A 21,445-nucleotide genomic window follows, 5' to 3' on the forward strand; every position below is an offset into this window, starting at 1 on the left:
ATAGTCATCCTAAAGATTTGATTAATATGATTGGCTATAAAGCCCGAGATTTATAAAATATGGGAGTGGGACAGAATTCTTTTAAATTCGTCGTCCACTCCCAGCTTGCTTTGCTTGTAGAATTTCTTAGTGAAATTCTCTTTGCTGGGGCCCCGACTCCCAGCTTGCTTTGCTTGTAGAATTTCTTAGTGAAATTCTCTTTGTTGGGGCCCCGCTCGCAAGGATGACTAGAACCGAGAAAAGTTTGATTAAAGCGCCTTCTCAGTTCAGTCAGCTACTGCGAATTTGCAAAATAGCTTCTTTATATTATTTTTGTCCCAGCCTCTGTATTGTGATTAACGAAAGTTAACTTAATTTTACAATTTTTTTGCAACTTTGAGCATTTCAATATCACTCTATCATTGCTCTTGTTAAACTTAAGCATACTAAATATATTTGAGGAGATGAAATTTGTGGGTAATATTAAGGTATCTGCATTAAATTTAGTTCCAATTAGAGAAGGTCAAAGTGATAAAGAGGCCATTGAGGACATGGTTAGTTTAGCTCAAGAACTAGATTCACTTAATTATGAACGTTATTGGATTGCAGAACATCATAATGCACCTAATTTAGTAAGTTCTGCGACTTCTCTATTAATTCAACATGCACTTGAACACACACACCGTATCAAAGTTGGATCTGGAGGTATCATGTTGCCAAACCATGCGCCTTTGATTGTTGCTGAACAATTTGGAACAATGGAGACACTCTTTCCAAATAGAGTTGATCTAGGTTTAGGAAGAGCACCAGGTACAGATATGATGACTGCAAGTGCGTTACGACGTGATCAACATAATGGTGTTTACGAATTCCCTGAAGAAGTTGAACAATTACAAACTTATTTCGGACCTGGTAACAAACAAGCTTATGTAAGAGCGTATCCGGCAGTAGGTAAAAATGTACCATTATATATTTTGGGTTCTTCTACAGATTCAGCGCATTTAGCTGCACGTAAAGGATTACCTTATGTTTTTGCAGGTCATTTTGCACCTCAACAAATGAAAGAAGCTATGCAAATTTACAAAGAGTTGTTCGAACCTTCAGATGTGTTAGATCAACCATATATGATTGTATGTTTAAATGCGATTGTAGCCGAAACGGATGAAGAAGCCGAATACTTAGCAAGTACTTTAGCACAAGTGTTTATTGGCATAGCGCGTGGTAGAATGCAGCCAGTACAACCACCGACAAATGATTTACAAGCGCTTTTAACACCTAGAGAATATGAAATGGCTCAACAAAGATTTAACGATTCGTTAATAGGTTCTGAAGAAACCGTAAAAGAAAAATTAGAATCATTTATTGAGGAATATGGAGATATTGATGAATTAATGGGCATTAGTTATATTTATAATCAAGATAAACAATTTGAATCGTTTAAACGTTTACACAATGTAATCGAAAAATTAAACCAATAGTTGGTATATAAAGTAACGTAAGGTAATTTAAATCATTATGAGCATATAGAATGTAATTTGAGAGTGGGACAATAATCAATTTGGATTCATTGCCCCTCTTTATATGTTTTTAGGTATCCCCTAGTAATTGATTAAAGAGTGGCATTGAAAAATAAATCTTAAAACATCGTTATGTAAATCCTTATCAAAAAGTATGCAAAAAATGTAATAGCATATATAAATAAGCCAGTAAAAGCGACATTGTGATGTGCTTTTACTGGCTATATTTTTAGGAATGTTATCCTATACTTGTAAAATTTAATTATTTATCTTCTTTTTTATCATCGTTGCCTTTTTCAGTATATTCATTGATTTTATCTTTAGCTTTATTAACTTGTTCGTTATCGCTATTTTTAAATTTTTCTGCTGCATCTTTCGCTTTATCCATGAATCCCATAATGAAATTCTCCTTTCAAATTTAAGAATAATTATCGATCAAGTATTGCGTGCATTCTGAGATACAAAAAATCAATGTATCTATACTGATGTATTATCTGTTTACCACTTACAACTTATTATAAACATTTATTTAAAATTAAATATAAAACATGTAACCATCAAGTTTATCATCAGTTTCAACATAATCTGCTAAATATTTTAAAGTGGTATTATCTAATACTTCTCTAACTGCATCTCTCATACGTAACCATAACTGTTTTTGTGCAGGTGGTTCTGATTCAATACTTTCTACTATTGTAATAGGGCCTTCTAATAAGCGAATAATATCGCCTGCTTTAATTTCGTCAGCTGGCACTCTTAGTTGATAACCACCTTTAGCACCACGAACACTTCGAATTAAACCAGCATTTCTTAAAGGGCCAACTAATTGTTCGAGATATAAATCACTCAAACTATTCTCTTCAGCAATTGACTTTAAAGATACGCATCCTTGCCCTTCTCTTTTAGCAAGGGAAATCATTAAAGTTAAGCCATATCTCCCTTTCGTTGATATCTTCATAACATAACCTCACTTAATTCGAATAATATATAATACCATTCTAGCATTTTTTCAGTTAAGATAGTAATAGAAAGGTGTGAAAATCGTGACTACTGAACCTTTAGCCTCAAGAATGAGACCTACTAATATCGATGAGATAATCTCTCAACAACATCTAGTGGGACCTAGAGGCATCATTAGACGTATGGTTGAAACTAAGAGATTATCTTCAATGATATTTTACGGACCACCAGGAATTGGTAAAACAAGTATCGCGAAAGCAATTTCTGGTAGTACTGAATATAAATTTAGACAATTAAATGCGGTTACTAATTCAAAAAAAGATATGCAAATGGTTGTTGAAGAAGCTAAGATGTCTGGACAAGTCATTCTTTTATTAGATGAAATTCACCGATTAGATAAAGCTAAGCAAGATTTTTTATTACCTCATTTAGAGAATGGCAAAATCGTTTTAATTGGAGCGACAACCTCTAACCCTTACCATGCTATTAATCCCGCTATTCGTTCTAGAGCTCAAATATTTGAGTTATACGCTTTAGATCACAATGATGTGCGACTTGCTATTGAGAGAGCACTTAGTGATTCAGAACGTGGATTAGCTGACTATAAACCTGTAGTTGATGAAGATGCATTAGACTATTTTGCTACTCAAAGCCAAGGTGATGTTAGAAGTGCATTGAATGCGCTCGAGCTAGCTGTCTTAAGTTCACCAATAGTTGATGAAAATAGACATATCACACTTGAGGATGCTAAAGATTGTCTTCAAAAAGGTGCTTTTGTCAGTGATAAAGATGGAGATATGCATTATGATGTTATGAGTGCGTTTCAAAAATCGATTAGAGGTAGTGATGTTAATGCCGCGCTTCATTATTTGGCAAGATTAATTGAAGCTGGCGATTTACCAACAATTGTTAGACGCTTATTAGTCATTAGTTACGAAGATGTAGGCTTAGCTTCCCCTAATGCAGGACAACGAACCCTTGCAGCTATTCAATCAGCAGAGCGATTAGGATTTCCAGAAGCGAGAATTCCGCTTAGTCAAGCAGTTATTGAGCTATCGTTATCGCCTAAATCAAATTCAGCTATTACATCAATTGATAATGCACTAAGCGACATCCGCCAAGGAAATATAGGTCAAATACCGAATCATTTACGAGATGGCCATTATACTGGTGCTAAAGCGTTAGGTCGCGCCACTGGTTATAAGTATCCTCACAACTATGAGAATGGTCATGTCGTACAACAGTATTTACCTGATAAACTAAAAGATAAAGTCTATTATCAACCTAAAACAACCTCAAAAAGTGAACAACAATTTAAAACTATATATGATAATTTAAGAAATCAAAAATAACAAAAGACTATGAATTACACGAAGCCAATGCAATGTATTACTGGCATTTCGTTTGATTCATAGTCTTTATATTTATAAGTTACCTTTATCCTTAATACGTCGAACAGGAATGTTTTTTAAAATATCATTTACAACATAACTAGCACAAATTAATCCAACCGTGCTAGGTACAAATGCGTTAGATGACGGTGGCATTTGTCCTTTTCGATTAATAGCGTTAGCATCTCCAACTGTGGCCTTAACATCTTCACGAATCACAATTGGACTTTCATCAGAAAATACAACCGGCACGCCTTTTTTTATCCCTTGACGTTTTAATTTATTTCGAATAATTTTAGCCATAGGATCCATAAATGTTTTCGAAATATCAGCAATTCGGAAACGTGTAGGATCCGTTTTATTAGCTGCACCCATACTTGAAATCACTTTAATATTTCTCTCTAAGCATTCTTTCATTAAATGCACTTTATAAATAATTGTATCACTCGCATCGATAAAGTAATCAATATCATAGTTATTGAACAGTTCTTCATAAGTCTCTTCAGTATAAAACATATGAAGTGGTGTCACTTTACATTCAGGATTAATTAATTTAATTCGTTCTTCCATCAATGTGACTTTACTTTGTCCAATGGTTGTTGTAAGTGCATGTATTTGACGATTGACATTAGTAATATCTACATCATCTTTGTCGATTAAAATGATATGACCAATATTAGTTCGTGCTAATGCTTCTGCAGCAAATGAGCCTACACCACCTACACCAAGGACAACTACTGTTTTCTCTTTTAATAAATCTAAACCTTCTTGTCCATATGCTAATTCATTTCTTGAAAATTGATGTTTCATTTTAAACTCCTTTATAAAAACAATACGATAATTTAATATTAACAGAAAAAGACAAATAAAAATACGCAAGACTTAAAAAGCCTTGCGTACCGGTAGAGTCCGTAATTGCCGTAGTTATAAAAAGCTTGATCATTCGGCCTGCTATATACAGGTGGGTGCCCTGTTTCTTGTTTTGCAAGTCCTCCAATTGAGGCGTGTGCGCTGCAAGAAAACCTATTGGGCTCCCTGATCAAAAAGTGTTAGGCCCAAATAAAAAGCAAACATACGAACAATACAGATGACTACCTTATATGAATATATTACCACAGAGACCAAGATAAGGAAATCCTTATTACTTGTGTAGAAATGTATTTTTTGTGAACCTAAAAAGTTAAATATTATAAGTTTACATAATATAATTATAGTTGTTATAAATCAATAAACGTATATCTAAAATAATTTAAAATTTAAAAAAGCCACCAAAATCGATAACGATTTTGATGACTGTAATAAACACTATTAAGTTTAATGACGAATACGTAGTGATAATTCTTCTAATTGCTTGTCAGAAACTTCACCTGGTGCGTCTGTTAGTAAGCATGTTGCAGACGCAGTTTTAGGGAATGCAATTGTGTCACGTAAGTTTGTACGATTCGTTAATAACATGACTAAACGGTCTAAACCTAAAGCAATACCACCATGTGGCGGTGCACCATATTTAAATGCATCTAATAGGAAACCAAATTGTTCTCTTGCTTGTTCTTTGGTAAATCCTAGTACTTCGAACATTTTTTCTTGTAATTCACCATCAGCAATTCTGATTGAACCACCACCTAATTCATAACCATTTAAGACAATATCATATGCATTCGCTTGTGCATTTTCAGGCTCTGAATCCAATTTGCTAATATCCTCTTGTTTAGGAGATGTAAATGGATGATGAGCTGCAACATAACGTTTAGCATCTTCATCGTATTCTAGTAATGGCCAATCTGTTACCCAAAGGAAATTAAGTTTTGTTTCATCAATTAGATTTAGCTCTTTAGCAATTTTAATACGTAAAGCACCTAAACTTTGAGCTACTACATTTGGCTTATCAGCAACAAACATTACTAAGTCTCCTGGTTCAGCTTGTGTAAGTTCTTTTAATGTTGATACATTCGCATCTTCAAAGAAACGCGCAATAGGACCACTTAATCCTTCCTCAACAACTTTCACCCATGCAAGCCCTTTTGCACCATAAATATTAACAAACTCTGTTAATGCATCCATATCTTTACGAGTATAGTTATCAGCAGCACCTTTTGCTACTATTGCTTTTACTTCACCATTATTTTCAACAGTATCTTTAAATACTTTAAAGTCCATTTCTCGACCTAATTGTGATACATCTTTAAGTTCCATGTCAAAACGTGTATCTGGCTTATCTGAGCCATAACGTCTCATTGCTTCTTCGTAAGTCATTCTAGGGAAAGGACCTTGAACATCAATACCTTTAACATCTTTTACAACTTTACGTAACATCTCTTCACCCATCTCGATGATGTCTTCTTGATCAACGAAACTCATTTCAATATCGACTTGAGTGAATTCTGGCTGACGATCAGCACGTAAATCTTCATCTCGGAAACATTTAACGATTTGATAGTATTTATCAAAGCCACTAATCATTAATAATTGTTTAAACAATTGTGGTGATTGTGGTAAAGCATAAAATTCACCTTCATGTACACGAGAAGGTACTAAATAATCTCTCGCACCTTCTGGCGTAGATTTCGTTAAAACAGGCGTTTCGATATCGAAAAAGCCATTATTATCTAAATATTCGCGAATAGAACGTGTTGTTTGATGTCTCATTTTAAATGTTTGTGCTAACTCTGGACGTCTAAGATCTAAATAGCGATATTTTAAACGAATATTTTCATCGACATTTTGATTTTCTTCATTGATTGAAAATGGTGGTGTTTCTGATTTATTAATAATTGTAATTTTTGAAACTTGAACTTCTACCTGTCCCGTTTTAATTTTAGGATTTACAGTATCTTCATCTCTTTTAGTTACTGTACCTTCAACTTCAACGACATATTCAGATCTAACTGTCTCAGCAATACTCAATGCTTCCTCTGAGAAATCAGGATTAAATACAATTTGCACAATACCTTCACGGTCACGTAAGTCTACAAAGATTAAACCGCCTAAATCACGGCGATTATGAACCCAACCTTTTAAAGTAACTTTTTGATCTAAAAGTTCTTCTGTAACCAAACCACAATATGTTGTTCTTTTACTCATTTATATTCTCCTTTTATAATCATTTATTTTTTGTTTTGAAAATAATTCACTAAGTTTGTTAACTTAATTGTTTCAGATTCACCAGTCGTCATGTCTTTAACGTCAATCGTTTCATTCTCGAGTTCTTGATCACCAATGACAACTGTATATTTAGCATTTAAACGATCGGCTTGTTTCATTTGGCCTTTTATTTTACGTTGCAAATAGTCTTTATCGGCTCTTACGCCAGCTTTTCTCAATTGATTTAAAAGCTTAACACTATATCTTTCAGCTTCTTCGCCCATTGTAACAATAAATAAATCAAACTCATCCTCAACGTTGAGTTCAATGCCTTCTTCTTCAAGTGCTAACAACAATCTTTCGATACTTAATGCGAAACCAATACCTGTTTGACTTGGTCCATCTAATAGTTCAAGCAATCCATTATAACGACCACCGCCACATAAAGTAGTTATAGCACCGTCATAATTAGGATTGTCCATCATTAATTCAAAAGCAGTGTGTGTATAATAATCAAGTCCACGTACAAGATTTGGATCTTCTACATATGAAATACCTAAACGATCCAAATGACTTTTGACCTCATTATAATAAGCTTTTGACTCTTCGTTTAAATAGTCAGTGATTCTCGGCGCATTTTTAACCGCTTCTTTATCTCTATCTATTTTACAATCCAATATTCTCATCGGATTAGTATGCAGTCTTGATTTACAATCATCGCAAAACGTATCAATAACTGGTTCGAAATGACGAATAAGTGCTTCATTATATTCTTTACGTGAATCAGCATCACCAATACTATTGATAACTAATTTTAGATGTTTTAAGCCAAATGATTCATATATATGCATCACCATTGCTAAAACTTCTGCATCCATACTTGGATTTTCAGCACCAATTGCTTCAACACCAAATTGATTAAATTGACGATAACGCCCTTTTTGCTTACGTTCGTATCTAAACATTGGACCATTATAGTATAGTTTGACAGGTTGATTTGGTAACCCTTGCATTTTATTTTCAATATAAGAACGCACAACTGCTGCTGTTCCTTCTGGTCTTAATGTTATACTTCTATCACCTTTATCTTTGAACGTGTACATTTCTTTTTGTACGACATCAGTAGAATCGCCGACGCCACGAGCGAATAAATCTGTACTTTCAAAAATAGGTGTGCGTATTTCTTTATAATTGTATAATTTCATTAATTCGTCTAATTGGTTTTCTATATAGCGCCACTTACTAGACTCTTCAGGTAAGATGTCTTGTGTACCTCTAGGAATTCTAATCACACAATCACTCCTTCATTTTCTTTTTTAAACTCTCTTTAATAAAAAAAGCCCCTTATATAGTATAACTACTATACAAGGGACGAATCGCCGTGTTGCCACCCTAATTGTAACGAAGTCTATTTCTTAAACTAAGTTACCACTCAAAACGCGTAACGTACGTCAATCGGCTTAATCTATTAAAGCACCTGTTCTTGTGTTCAAAGTTATAAATTACTCAGTATAATCTTCCAGCCAAGGATTATATCTCTACACAATTATATGAATTGTTGTCTCTTTCATTTATACTTTCAAGAATCATATCGGTATTATTTATAAAGTTCAATAACTATGATAACGAGTTTATGTATAGTTTGCAAGCTTTAAGATGCAAAATATTGTTTTAATCCATCAACAACAGCTTCTTCAACAACTTGTCTATGGATTTGATCTCTGATCATTACTTCATCAGTTGGATTACTAATATAACCAAGCTCTAATAATACAGCTGGCTTATTCGTTTGTCTAAGTACTTGGAAGTTCTCTTGTCGTGTGCCCCTATTAGATAATAATGCTTTCTTTTGAATATTAGCATTCAACGTCTCTGCTAATGTTTCCTGATTATCTTTAAACCAATAAACCGTTGCACCATTTGCATTAGGACTATCAAGAGAATCATTATGTATACTGATAAAAGCATCACCATTCATTTTTCTATCATCTAGACTAACATAAGTATCATCTGATCTCGTTAACTTTACTGTTGCACCTGCTTTTTCAAGTGCACGCTTCAATTCTTTTGCAGTTTTCAAAGTATAATTCTTCTCTAAACTCTTTTTTGTAGTATTACTGGATGCACCTTGGTCATTGCCTCCATGTCCAGGATCTAAGACAATGACCTTATTTTTCAAAGGGTGTTCATTCTTGTTAGCATCCGCTTCAATATTTAAGCTTGTATGCCATCCAGCTATCCATCCCTTTTCAGTGCCATCTCTACTTTCAACTTCTATCCATTTACCAGATTTACCTACTCTAGTGAATGTGTCGCCTTTATCGACATGATAAATCACAGGATAGGCGGCATTGGGACCAGTACGTAATTCAGCATCTTCAGAAACTGTAATTCTATTGCTTCCTTGATCACTATGATTCATAAGCATATATAATAATATTAAAAATAATATAAATGCACATACAACAACCAATGTTGTTAGATTTTTAAGATCATGTTTAGATAACCATGCATCTATTTTATTCATATTATTTTGCCATCCTGACTTTCATAAATAATTGTAACTGGACCATCATTTATAATTTCAACTTCCATGTCCGTGCCAAATTCACCAGTTTGCACTTCAACATTGTACGATCTTAAGGCAGTGTTAAATTTTTCATATAACGCATTGGCTTCTTCAGGGTTCTTTGAATTTGAAAATCCAGGCCGATTACCCTTACGAACGTCAGCATATAATGTAAATTGTGAAATAGATAAAATTTGACCATCCACCTGTTGAATATTTAAATTAAGTTTGCCATTATCATCTTCAAACAAACGTGCATTTATGATTTTTTTAGCAACTGCTTCTATGTCGGCTTCAGTTGTTTCTTTACCTATACCAACTAACAAGCAATAACCTTTGTCTATTTCATTATGAATGCTGTCATTTGTAACTGCTGCTCTTTTTACTCTTTGTACAACTACTCTCATATTAATAGCACCTCATTAATTCCATACTCTACTTACAGTGTATACATCACTTAGTTGTTTAAGTTTCTCCACAACACGGAAGACATCATTAACGTTACGTACCATAACACTAATTGTAATAATCGCATTTTTATCTGTATCAGAACGTCCATTAATTTTGATAATACTTCCAACTGTAGAATTAACAGCTTGTATTACTTCATTTAATAAACCATTACGATCATAAGCACTTACCTCTAGGTCAACTTGGTATCGTTGTGTTGAATCTTTAGATTTTACCCATTCAACTGCGATTAATCGCTCTGTTTCATTTTTAACATTTGGACAATCTGTACGATGTACTTTAATGCCATGTCCCTTAGTGATATATCCTACAATATCATCTCCCGGGATTGGATTACAACATTTTGAAAGCTTGATTAAAACGTTCTCAATACCTTCAACATAAACACCACTATCTGTAATGATATCTTCTTTAATTGGTAATGACTTAATCACTTCTTGTGCTTCGTTAAGTGCTTTTTGCTTGTCTTGTATTCGTTGTCTTTCCGTTAATTTATTCACAACTTGAAGTGCTGTTACACCACCAAAACCAACAGCGGCAAATAAATCATCATCATTGGCAAAATTATATTTTTCATTGACGACTTCAATATTTTTATCCGTTAAAATATCATCTACTCTAAAGCCTTGTTCCTTAATTTCAGCTTCAACCATAAATTTACCTTTTTCAATGTTAGAGGAACGGTCTTGCTTTTTAAAGAATCCTTTTATTTTACTTTTAGCACTTGATGATTTAACTATTTTGAGCCAATCTCTACTTGGCCCATACGAATGCTTGCTGGTGCGAATTTCAATAATATCTCCAGTTTGTAGGACATAATCAATTGGGACAATTTTACCGTTTACTTTAGCACCAATCATTTTATTCCCGACTTCACTATGAATGGCATAGGCGAAATCAATTGGAACAGCACCATAAGGTAATTCGATAACATCACTTGCAGGTGTAAACGCATATACTTTATCGCTTTGCAAATCATACTTCAATGATTCCATAAATTCTTGTGCATCAGATGAAGTATGGTCGGCTTCAGCTAATTCTTTTAACCAATTCAATTTGTTTTGGAAATCTTGGTTCTTTTCATTGACGGTTTTACCCTCTTTATATGCCCAATGCGCAGCAACACCATGTTCTGCAATTTCATGCATTTCATACGTTCTAATTTGAATTTCCAAAGGATCTCCATTTGGCCCAACTACTGTTGTATGAAGCGATTGATACATATTTTGTTTAGGCATTGCAATATAATCTTTAAATCGTCCAGGCATTGGTTTCCATAATGTATGAACTAATCCTAATATTGCATAACAATCATTAATAGAATTAACTATTACGCGAATAGCTAATAAATCGAATATTTGATCAAACTGTTTTTTCTGTTTCATCATTTTACGATAAATACTATAAATATGTTTCGGTCTACCACTAATGTCACCAGTGATATCCATTTTTACCATTTCAGTTTGAATTTGATCTATAGCATTTGCGATATATGCTTCTCTTTCGCTACGTTTCTTTTTCATTAAATTAACAATACGGAAATACTGAACACTATCTATGTATCGTAACGCAGTATCTTCTAATTCCCATTTAATTGTGTTAATACCTAAACGATGAGCTAATGGTGCATAAATTTCTAATGTTTCTTTAGAAATACGCACTTGTTTTTCTCGGGCCATTGCTTTTAATGTTCTCATATTGTGTAATCTATCTGCTAATTTAACAAGTATGACTCGAACATCTTTTGCTATTGCAATAAATAATTTACGATGATTTTCTGCTTGTTGCTCTTCTTTAGAACGATATTTTACTTTTTTTAGTTTAGTTACGCCATCCACAATTCGTGCGATTTCCTCATTAAACATATCTTTCACATCATCAAATGTATATGGTGTATCTTCTATAACATCATGAAGAAATCCTGCAACAATCGTTGGACCATCTAAACGCATTTCTGTAAGTATGCCCGCTACTTGAATAGGATGCATGATATACGGAAGACCATTTTTACGAAACTGGCCTTGATGAGCTTCATAAGCGATATGGTAACTTTTTAAGACGTATTGATAATCATCAGTTGATAAATATGATTTAGCTTTGTTTAGCACCTCGTCAGCACTATATGGATACTCGTTATTCAATATATGACACCCCAACTCATTTGTATTTCAAATACTCAACCAATATTCGAATTTTTGAAAATTAAGAAAACATACATTGTCCTTCTTTAATCCGAGTATATCATCTATTTCGATATAGAAATGCGAGTATTACTTTAATTTTATCAAATGTTAAAAGAACTATAAAAGCTTTAACAATTATATAAATAATAGTTCTATGATACTACAAGTTTTTAAATAAATAAATGGTGTTACACTAAAACAAAAACAAGTCGTTTATTTTAGTAACAAAAAAGTGGGAATAAGATAGAATTCCTTTCGAATTCATTATCTCACTCCCACTTATCACGCAAGAATTAATCAATGTGCGCAACGCTTATGTCGTACTCCAGTCAATTATTCATCGTATGAAATTAAGCTCATAACGTCATAATCTTTAATTTTTTCAATACCATTTAAATATTTAAGTTCAATAATAAATGCAATTCCAACAACGATACCGCCAAGCTTTTCAACTAATTTAATTGCAGCTTCAATCGTACCTCCAGTTGCTAACAAATCATCTGTGATAAGCACACGTTGACCTGGTTTAATTGCATCATTATGCATCGTTAAAACATTTGTTCCGTACTCTGAGTCATATTCGTAGCGAATGACCTCACGAGGTAACTTACCTTCTTTTCTAACTGGCGCAAAACCAATACCCATGGAATACGCTACTGGACATCCAATGATAAATCCTCTAGCTTCAGGACCCACAACAACATCTACATCTCTGTCTTTAGCATATTTTACAATCTGATCGGTAGCATAACCATAAGCTTCTCCATTATCCATGATTGTAGTTATATCTTTAAAACTTACTCCCGGTTTTGGCCAATCTTGCACTTCCGAAACATATTGCTTTAAATCCATTTATCTATTTCCTCCTATAATCTAACCCTTTTGTGATTTAATCCAAGTTTTTAGTTGCGTAAAATCATCATAAAGAAGAAGTTTCTCAACTTCCATTCTTGATTGTCTTAGTTGATAAACACGACTTGTTTCAATATTTTGTTTATTAGGATTATCTTTAATTTTAATTATACCATTTTCCTCTGTTACAAAACCTAACTCAAAAAATACTTTTAGCATAAATTTTAAAATGTTAGGCTTTACATCTAGAAACTGACATAATAACATGCCTTCTTGTTCTAAATTTGTTTCTTTTTTAGTTATTAGTGCTTTATAACAGTTTTTGAATTGCGTCGGCGTCGGCATACCATCAAAATAGATTGATTGTTGATGTTGTAACACTAAATAAAGTTGAGAATAATTTAATTCTTTTAGACTCATTTTTAAACTCTCTAAATCAAGTGGTAAATCTCTTAAGACAACGACTTCATGGTCCCCATTTATTTTATCACCATAATAATAGTAATTATCATGTAATTTTTCTTTTTTAGGATGAATCAAGAATGCAATATTAGTATCATTAGGGTCCAAATTCAATTGTTTACGTTTACTTCGATAGTCTAATATTTGTTCATTATTTGTTGCAATATCTTGAATAATAAATTGTGGTGATTGGTTACCGTTCCATTCGTTGATTTGCAAATTGCCGAGAAGATTAATTGGTTGACCAAGTTCTATTTGCGTAGCTAAATCACCATTTTGCCAAAATAAACTTTGCAGTTTCAATTGCCCAGTTATTAATTTTAAGTGGTTTTTATCTTTGCCAATGGCTTTAACATCTACAACTTCATTGTCATCTAATTCTAATAACGGTTTCTCAAAGTCCGTGCCAAATGGGCTGAGTCTTTGAATATCACGAATATTGTTAATCGTAATATCATTCTCTTCTAATTTAACTGCGACACGTTTGTTTGGCTCTAATGATGTATGTTCTGATAATTGGTGCATCCATTCATTTAATCCTTGCTCTAACGACTCAATATAATCAATTTCCATTGTCATTCCAGCCGCCATATGGTGACCACCGAATTTAGAAATTAAATCTTGATGTGCACTTAAAATTTCAAACATAGATACTTGCTCTATACTTCGTGCTGACCCTTTAGCATGGTTTTGTTCTAAATCAATATTAAGCATTAAAGTTGGTAGTCCATAGGTTTCAACTATTCTAGATGCTACGATACCAAGGACACCTTCATGCCAATCTTCCTTAGCTAATAACAAAAATTGTTTGCCCTTGTTCACTTTATCCTCGGCTATAGCTAATGCTTCTTCAGTAATCTGAGCAACTATCTCTTTACGTTCAATATTAAAATGTTCAACTTGTTCCGCTAGAAATTCCGCTTCTTCCTCATCTTCTGTCATTAATAATTCTGCTGCTAACGAAGCATCTTCTAATCGGCCTACTGCATTTAGTCTAGGTCCTATAATGAAACCTATCGTTTCTTCGTTAATCGTGTCATTATAACCCGCTTGGTTAAGTAAAGATTTAATTTGTATCGGACAACTTTCGTTTAACAAAGCTAATCCTTGTTTTACAATCGAACGATTTTCGTCAGTCAATGAAACTAAATCTGCAATCGTTCCTATTGCAGCTAAGCCTACAAAATAATTAGGTGGATTATCCAATAATACTTGAGATAGTTTATACGCCACACCAGCACCACACAAATAATGAAATGGATAGTCATATTCCGGGTGCATTGGGTGCACGATTGCATATGCTGAAGGTAACGTTCGACCAATTTCATGATGGTCAGTAACAATAACGTCAACGCCTAGTTCTTGTATCATTTCAATCTCTTTATGACCTTGTATACCATTATCGACAGTTATGATTAAAGATACGCCTTCGTCATGTGCATTTCTAAAAGCAAGTTCATTAGGTCCATAACCTTCTGTGAAGCGATTTGGAATATACCAACCTACCTCAGCACCTAATGTCTTTAACGTATTAACCAATATAGTTGTAGAAGTGACACCATCAGCATCATAATCACCATAAACCAAAATACGTTCATTTTTATCTATAGCTTCATTAATTCGATTGACCGCTTTTTCCATATCACTTAATAGCCATGGATCATGGTTGACGGCTGTTTGATTTAAAATCGCTTTAATAGACGCATCTTCAGTAATGGATTTACTTTCAAGTACTTTTTTTATAATAGGTGTTAATTGATGTTTATTTGCTAATGTTTCATCTATGTATTGTGTTGGAGGTTCATATAGCCAATTATATTTTGATTTAATCATGTCATTTATCCTCCCTTTTTCCAAAAGCCATTATACCGAAAATTGAGCTAAATAAAAAGTAATCAACGTTAAGTTATTAAAAGCGTTAAAAAAGAGTAGAACGGAATTCGAATTGAATTCAACATTCTACTCTTATAAACTATACTAATATTTTTTCATCATTTGATTTTTTCTCTTTGTATACCGTTAATTTACCATTATCTGATTTCTTAAGTTGTCGTTTTTTCATAATACCCCATAATGGCACAGCGATAAATACTGAAGAGAACACACCAGAAACTAATCCGATTAATAGTGCTAATGAGAAGTTAAATAAACTTGATGCACCAAAGATTAAAATCGCTACTACGACAACTATAACAGTTAATACCGTATTGATAGAACGTGTCATTGTTTGACGTATAGATCGATTGACGATTTCATCGATTTGTTCAGGTTTAGTAATAACCTTAATTTTATGAAGGTTCTCCCTTACACGGTCGAATGTAACAATCGTATCATTAATTGAATAACCTACAATGGTTAGTACAGCTGCGATAAATGTGATATCAACTTCTAATCGGAATAAACTGAATAAAGCAACAATCATAAAGACGTCATGGAGCAATGCTAAAACAGATGATAATCCCATTCTCCATTCGAATCTTAGTGATACATAGATAATAATACCTATTGCAGCGTATATAAGAGCTTTCATTGCGTTTTTAGCTAATTCTTGACCAATCATAGGTGATACCGTATTGACTGTTGGTTTATGACCATACTCGTCATTTACTTTTTTATTTAACTCTACGACTTTATTTTTAGATAAGTCTTTTTTGAATTGAACAGTCGCTTGTTTGTTGTCATTACCATTAATTTGAACTTGATCTGGTGTTAATCCTAAATCCTTCATCGTACGTTCAACTTTAGGTTGTGATAGTTTCGTATTAGAATCAATGTCTACTCTAGTACCTGCTGAAAAATCAATACCAAGGTTTAATTTAAAGATACTCAATATAACAATACCAACGATTAAGATTAAAATACTAAATCCAATTAATGGTTTTGCTAATTTAACAAAATTCCATTTTTCATATGAGGTTTTAAGATCATGAACATCTACGCCTTCATTAATATCATGTCGATCCTTCTTACTAACACCAAATAACCAGAATTTCTTCTTAAAGTAGTTAGAAGATACAAGTAATGATAATAAACCTCTTGATAAGAATACGGCTGTTACAAATATCATTAAGATACCTAAAAGTAACATTGTTGCGAAACCTTTAACTGAGCTTTCACCGAAGAAGAATAACACACCAGCTGCAATTACTGTTGTTAAGTTCGAGTCAAAGATAGTTAAGAATGAACTTTTATTTGCTTTAGAGTAAGCCTGTTTTAATGTCCTACCGATTCGCAGTTCATCTTTTATCCGCTCATACATGATAATATTCGCATCTACCGCCATACCTACACCGAGCACAAGTGCTGCTAACCCCGGTAATGTAAGCACACCAGAAATAAAGTTAAATGCTACTAAAGTAAGGTAAATATATACTGTTAATGCGATAATAGCAACTATACCTGGAAGTCTATAGAAGCCTACCATAAATAAGTATATAATTGCTACACCAATTGCAGATGCAAATATAGTTTTATCAAGTGCGTCTTGACCAAATTGTGCACCTACTGAATTAGAGTAAATTTCTTTTAAGTCAACTGGTAAAGAACCTGCGTTAAGCAATTCTGCAATTTGTTTAGCACGTTCTACACCTTCTTGACCATGGAAGCCACCTGAAATTTCAACGCTATCAGAATTAATAGGTTGATCAACAGACGCTGCTGAAACGAATTTACGTTTGTCTTCAGGTTTTTCTAATTCTTTATGGTAGCTATCTCCTTTTTTAAAATCAAGCCAAACTACCATCATGTTTTCTTGTTTTTTTGAAATTTCTTCTGTTACTTTTTTAAATTTTGCACGGTCTTTTAATTTAAACGTAACTGCTGGCTCATTTGTACCTTGCTTGAATTCTTGCTTAGCTGAGCCTTGTACAATATCTTTACCTGTTAATTTAACTTTGTCATTAGCATCACGAATCGTTAAATTAGCCTGAGAAGATAATATTTTACGTGCCTCATCAGGATCTTTTACACCTGCTAATTGAACTCTGATACGATCTGGATCCTCAACTTGAATGTGAGGTTCAGAAACACCTAGCACGTTGACACGGTTTTCCAAAGTTCTAGCAGTAGATTGCAAGGCTTTTTCATCGATTTTTTTATCCCCATCAAGTGGTTTAACTTGATAAAGCACTTCGAATCCACCTTGTAAATCTAGTCCGAGATTTACATTTTTAACTACATTCTTATAAGTCATCCCCATTCCAACAAATAGAACGGCTACGATTAGTATGAATGCAATTATCCTACTAAATTTCTTCACATGAACACCTCATTGTTTACTTATGTACTAAGAATAATCTTTTAATAAACCATGTGCAAGTTAATAAAAAATTGCATAGTTATTACATGACCTATCTATATTAACATACCACATCTATTAGTGAAATTAAGATTATTGCACCTAACCCTTTAAAACTAAAAAAACTGTCAACAAAGATCATCTCTGTCGACAGTTTTAGATAATTCGTTTCGTATCTCCCTTAATATTAAGAAGGGTCTACTTGTTTAATCGCTGGTTTTTCAAAAGTCATTTCAGTACCATGACCATTAACTGTAATAACAACTGTCGTTTCATCCACAGCTTTAACAGTTCCTTTTAAACCACCAATTGTAGTAATACGTTGACCTGATTCAATTCGACTAATCATTTCACGATGCTCTTTCGCACGTTTTTGTTGAGGTCGAATTAAAAAGAAATAAAATACTATAATTAAAATTATAGGTAGAATTAACGCTGAAACGTTCATTATGTTGTCTCCTTATTTAGAAATTTTTAGGGTTCTCTACATTAAGCCCATATTGTTCAAAGAATTCATCTTTAAAATCTAAAAGACGATCTTCTCGAATAGCTTGTCTAATATCTTCCATCAATTTTAGCAGAAAATGTAAATTATGAATAGTAGTAAGACGGATACCGAAAGTTTCTTCAGCTTTGATCAGATGTCTGATATAAGCACGTGAATAATTCTTACATGTGTAGCAATCACAATTTTCATCTAGTGGTTTAAAATCGTTGGCATATTTAGCATTCTTAATCACTAATCTTCCGTTCGATGTCATACATGTACCATTTCTAGCGATACGCGTTGGTAAAACACAGTCAAACATATCCATTCCACGTATACTACACTCAATTAACGCATCTGGAGACCCTACACCCATAAGATAACGTGGTTTATCATCTGGCATATATTGCACAGTATGTTCAACCATTTCGTACATTACTGGTTTAGGTTCACCTACAGATAAGCCACCGATTGCATATCCAGGGAAATCTAGTGCAACTAATTCTTTCGCACTTTGTTCTCTTAAATCTTTGTATTCTCCACCTTGGATAATACCAAAGAGCGCTTGATCATCAGGACGCTTATGCGCTTTTAAGCAACGTTCAGCCCAACGTGTCGTACGTTCAATTGAATCTTTTACATATTTATATTCTGAAGGCATAGGTGGACATTCATCGAACGCCATCATAATATCTGAACCTAAATCATTTTGAATCTCCATCGATTTCTCAGGACTTAAAAATAATTTCGATCCATTCGTATGATGTCTAAACTCAACACCTTCTTCACTGATCTTACGAAGATTACTTAAACTAAATACTTGGAAACCACCTGAGTCAGTAAGAATTGGGCCATCCCAATTCATAAACTTATGTAGACCCCCAGCTTGTTTGATAATATCATTTCCAGGTTGTAACCACAAATGATACGTATTTCCAAGTATAATTTTAGCTTCAATTTGGCGTAATTCTTCAGGACTCATTGTTTTAACGGTTGCTTTTGTACCTACTGGCATAAACATCGGCGTTTCAAAAGAACCATGTGGTGTGTGAACGATACCTAAGCGTGCACCTGATTGTTTACAAGTCTTTATATGTTCATAAGTTACTGCTGGCATATTTAATACCTCTCATTCATTAAATAATTAACATCGCATCACCGAAACTGAAGAATCTATATTCCAAGTTAACAGCTTCTTTATATGCGTTTAAAATGTTTTCTCGACTACTAAATGCGGAAACAAGCATGACAAGCGTTGATTTAGGTAAATGGAAATTAGTAATCAAACCATCTATGGCTTTGTACGTAAATCCTGGATAGATAAAAATATCAGTCCAGCCACTGACAGCTACAAATTCACTATAATCTCTACGAATCGTCTCTAAGGTTCTAGTAGATGTTGTACCTACAGAAATGATTCTGTGGCCTTCTTTTTTAGTTTGATTTAATAAGTCCGCTGTTTCTTGTGTCATTTGGTAATATTCACTGTGCATTTCATGGTCATTGATGTCTTCAACACTCACAGGTCTAAATGTACCTAATCCAACATGCAAGGTTATAAATGCAATATTTATTCCTTTAGCTCTAATATCATCTAACAATTCATCTGTAAAATGTAAGCCAGCTGTTGGCGCTGCTGCTGAGCCGCTTTCTTTGGCATATACAGTTTGATAACGATCAGGATCATCTAAACGTTCTTTAATATATGGAGGTAGTGGCATTTCACCGAGTTCATTCAATCTTTCTTCTAATATTCCTTCATAATGTAAACGCATGATACGTCCACCTTGATCTAATTCTTTGATGCATTCAGCTACAATCTTACCGTCTCCGAAAGATAATTTATTACCCACTTTAATTCGTTTTGCAGGTTTAAGTAATACTTCCCAATCGTTATCCTCAATTCGGGTAAGCATTAGCATTTCAACTTTTGCGCCAGTTTCTTCTTTCAAACCAAATAATCGTGCAGGCATAACACGCGTATCATTTAAGACAAGCGTATCACCAACTTCTAAATAATCAATCACATCCTTGAAATGTTTATGTGTGATGTGACCGTCTTTTCTACCTAACACCAATAATTTACTTTGGTCTCTATCTTTCAAAGGGGTCTGAGCAATTAATGATTCAGGCAAGTCATAATCAAATTCCTCAACATTCATTTTTATTCCCTCATTTATTAAAAATTTTTGAAATGTTCATACGCATATGCAGTGGCTTTTCTACCTCTAGGTGTACGTTCTATAAAGCCTTTTTGAATTAAAAAAGGCTCGTAGACATCTTCAATGGTTACACGTTCTTCACCTATAGATACAGCTATTGTATCCAGTCCTACAGGTCCTCCATTGTATTGATTTATAATACATCTCATCATTTTATGATCAATATAATCTAAACCTTCTGCATCTACTTGTAGTAATTGTAAAGCTTGTTTCGTTGTTTCAATATAAATTTGTTCATCTTCATTAACTTGTTGAAAGTCTCTGACACGTTTTAATAAACGATTGGCAACACGTGGTGTACCTCGCGAACGTTTCGCTAATTCAGTCGCACTTTCATCGTCAATTTTAGTATTTAAAACTTCTGCTGTACGGATAATGATTTCTTTTAAATCATTTTCGTTATAATATTCCAATCTTAGATGAACACCAAATCTATCTCTCAATGGGCCTGTTAAACTTCCAGCTCGTGTAGTTGCACCAACTAACGTAAATGGAGGTAAGTCTATTCTAATACTTCTCGCCTCGTCACCTTTACCAATAATAATATCAATGAAGAAATCTTCCATTGCTGAATATAACACTTCTTCTACAGTACTACTTAAACGGTGAATTTCGTCAATAAATAATACATCGCCAGGTTGTAAGCCAGAAAGTATCGCAGCTAGGTCACCAGGTCTATCTAATGATGGTCCTGAAACAGTTCTGATATTAACATCCATTTCATTTGCAATAATATTAGATAGCGTTGTTTTACCAAGTCCTGGTGGTCCGAATAAAAGTACATGATCTAATGGTTCTTCACGAAGTTTAGCCGCTTTAATGAATACTTCGAGATTATTCTTAATTGAAGATTGTCCTATATACTGTTTTAATCTTGTTGGTCTAAGTGACAGCTCGAAAGACGTTTCTTCATTATGCAAAGATTGATCAACCATTCTGTCATCCATATTTTCTCCCCCAGTTACATTAGTTAA

Annotated in this window: 17 protein-coding genes and 1 other RNA gene; 2 read left to right on the plus strand and 16 right to left on the minus strand. The window is 33.6% G+C overall.

Features of this window, described 5'->3' with window-relative positions; genetic code table 11:
- Positions 1 to 443 precede the first annotated feature (443 nt).
- A complete protein-coding gene (locus tag KA909_RS00905) occupies positions 444 to 1,457 on the plus strand; it encodes an LLM class flavin-dependent oxidoreductase (RefSeq protein WP_193839262.1) in 1,014 nt (337 codons plus the stop codon).
- 301 nt (positions 1,458 to 1,758) lie between these two features.
- On the opposite strand, the gene KA909_RS13635 is transcribed toward KA909_RS00905, so the two are convergent.
- Both KA909_RS13635 and cymR read right to left on the minus strand, forming a co-directional pair.
- Positions 1,759 to 1,893 carry an SAS049 family protein gene (locus tag KA909_RS13635; RefSeq protein WP_254613586.1) on the minus strand — a complete coding sequence of 45 codons (135 nt, stop codon included), beginning with the start codon at positions 1,891 to 1,893 and terminating at the stop codon, positions 1,759 to 1,761.
- 138 nt (positions 1,894 to 2,031) lie between these two features.
- Positions 2,032 to 2,454, minus strand: a complete 423-nt coding sequence (cymR, locus tag KA909_RS00910; protein WP_033080142.1) for a cysteine metabolism transcriptional regulator CymR — start codon at positions 2,452 to 2,454, stop codon at positions 2,032 to 2,034.
- An 85-nt stretch (positions 2,455 to 2,539) separates the two neighbouring features.
- Here cymR and KA909_RS00915 point away from each other — a divergent pair, with 85 nt between their 5' ends.
- Positions 2,540 to 3,808 (plus strand): replication-associated recombination protein A, encoded by a 1,269-nt coding sequence (locus KA909_RS00915; RefSeq protein ID WP_193839261.1) that lies wholly within the window; start codon positions 2,540 to 2,542, stop codon positions 3,806 to 3,808.
- 72 nt (positions 3,809 to 3,880) lie between these two features.
- Here KA909_RS00915 and KA909_RS00920 read toward each other — a convergent pair whose 3' ends face one another.
- From KA909_RS00920 to ruvB, 14 genes are all read right to left on the minus strand, one after another.
- Positions 3,881 to 4,657: a tRNA threonylcarbamoyladenosine dehydratase gene (locus KA909_RS00920; protein WP_053029562.1), complete on the minus strand. Its 777-nt coding sequence runs from the start codon at positions 4,655 to 4,657 to the stop codon at positions 3,881 to 3,883.
- 92 nt (positions 4,658 to 4,749) lie between these two features.
- A non-coding RNA gene (ssrS, locus tag KA909_RS00925) (6S RNA) lies at positions 4,750 to 4,940 on the minus strand.
- A gap of 221 nt (positions 4,941 to 5,161) precedes the next feature.
- A complete protein-coding gene (gene aspS / locus KA909_RS00930; RefSeq protein WP_210129876.1) occupies positions 5,162 to 6,928 on the minus strand; it encodes an aspartate--tRNA ligase in 1,767 nt (588 codons plus the stop codon).
- Between the two features lie 23 nt (positions 6,929 to 6,951).
- On the minus strand, positions 6,952 to 8,220 hold the full coding sequence (gene hisS, locus KA909_RS00935) for a histidine--tRNA ligase (protein ID WP_053029564.1): 1,269 nt from the start codon (positions 8,218 to 8,220) through the stop codon (positions 6,952 to 6,954).
- A 359-nt stretch (positions 8,221 to 8,579) separates the two neighbouring features.
- Entirely contained in the window at positions 8,580 to 9,455 is an 876-nt protein-coding gene (locus KA909_RS00940; RefSeq protein ID WP_210129877.1) for an N-acetylmuramoyl-L-alanine amidase family protein, read from the minus strand.
- Complete coding sequence (gene dtd / locus KA909_RS00945) at positions 9,452 to 9,904, minus strand: D-aminoacyl-tRNA deacylase (RefSeq protein WP_210129878.1); 453 nt, start codon at positions 9,902 to 9,904, stop codon at positions 9,452 to 9,454. Before dtd ends, KA909_RS00940 begins: the two co-directional genes overlap by 4 nt.
- Before the next feature lie 15 nt (positions 9,905 to 9,919).
- Positions 9,920 to 12,109, minus strand: a complete 2,190-nt coding sequence (locus KA909_RS00950; RefSeq protein WP_193839258.1) for a RelA/SpoT family protein — start codon at positions 12,107 to 12,109, stop codon at positions 9,920 to 9,922.
- A 375-nt stretch (positions 12,110 to 12,484) separates the two neighbouring features.
- The gene (locus KA909_RS00955) at positions 12,485 to 13,003 is read right to left on the minus strand and encodes an adenine phosphoribosyltransferase (RefSeq protein WP_210129879.1); all 519 of its coding nucleotides are present in this window, start codon (positions 13,001 to 13,003) and stop codon (positions 12,485 to 12,487) included.
- 21 nt (positions 13,004 to 13,024) lie between these two features.
- Positions 13,025 to 15,298, minus strand: a complete 2,274-nt coding sequence (gene recJ / locus KA909_RS00960) for a single-stranded-DNA-specific exonuclease RecJ (protein WP_193839257.1) — start codon at positions 15,296 to 15,298, stop codon at positions 13,025 to 13,027.
- Between the two features lie 139 nt (positions 15,299 to 15,437).
- Positions 15,438 to 17,723 carry a protein translocase subunit SecDF gene (gene secDF / locus KA909_RS00965; protein WP_193839256.1) on the minus strand — a complete coding sequence of 762 codons (2,286 nt, stop codon included), beginning with the start codon at positions 17,721 to 17,723 and terminating at the stop codon, positions 15,438 to 15,440.
- 226 nt (positions 17,724 to 17,949) lie between these two features.
- On the minus strand, positions 17,950 to 18,210 hold the full coding sequence (gene yajC, locus KA909_RS00970) for a preprotein translocase subunit YajC (RefSeq protein WP_011275581.1): 261 nt from the start codon (positions 18,208 to 18,210) through the stop codon (positions 17,950 to 17,952).
- A 16-nt stretch (positions 18,211 to 18,226) separates the two neighbouring features.
- On the minus strand, positions 18,227 to 19,366 hold the full coding sequence (gene tgt, locus KA909_RS00975; RefSeq protein ID WP_070854918.1) for a tRNA guanosine(34) transglycosylase Tgt: 1,140 nt from the start codon (positions 19,364 to 19,366) through the stop codon (positions 18,227 to 18,229).
- 19 nt (positions 19,367 to 19,385) lie between these two features.
- On the minus strand, positions 19,386 to 20,411 hold the full coding sequence (gene queA / locus KA909_RS00980; RefSeq protein WP_193839255.1) for a tRNA preQ1(34) S-adenosylmethionine ribosyltransferase-isomerase QueA: 1,026 nt from the start codon (positions 20,409 to 20,411) through the stop codon (positions 19,386 to 19,388).
- Between the two features lie 17 nt (positions 20,412 to 20,428).
- The gene (gene ruvB / locus KA909_RS00985; RefSeq protein ID WP_075108336.1) at positions 20,429 to 21,418 is read right to left on the minus strand and encodes a Holliday junction branch migration DNA helicase RuvB; all 990 of its coding nucleotides are present in this window, start codon (positions 21,416 to 21,418) and stop codon (positions 20,429 to 20,431) included.
- Positions 21,419 to 21,445 lie beyond the last annotated feature (27 nt).

This window comes from Staphylococcus sp. GDX8P54P (genome assembly GCF_017893165.1).
Lineage (GTDB): Bacteria > Bacillota > Bacilli > Staphylococcales > Staphylococcaceae > Staphylococcus > Staphylococcus borealis.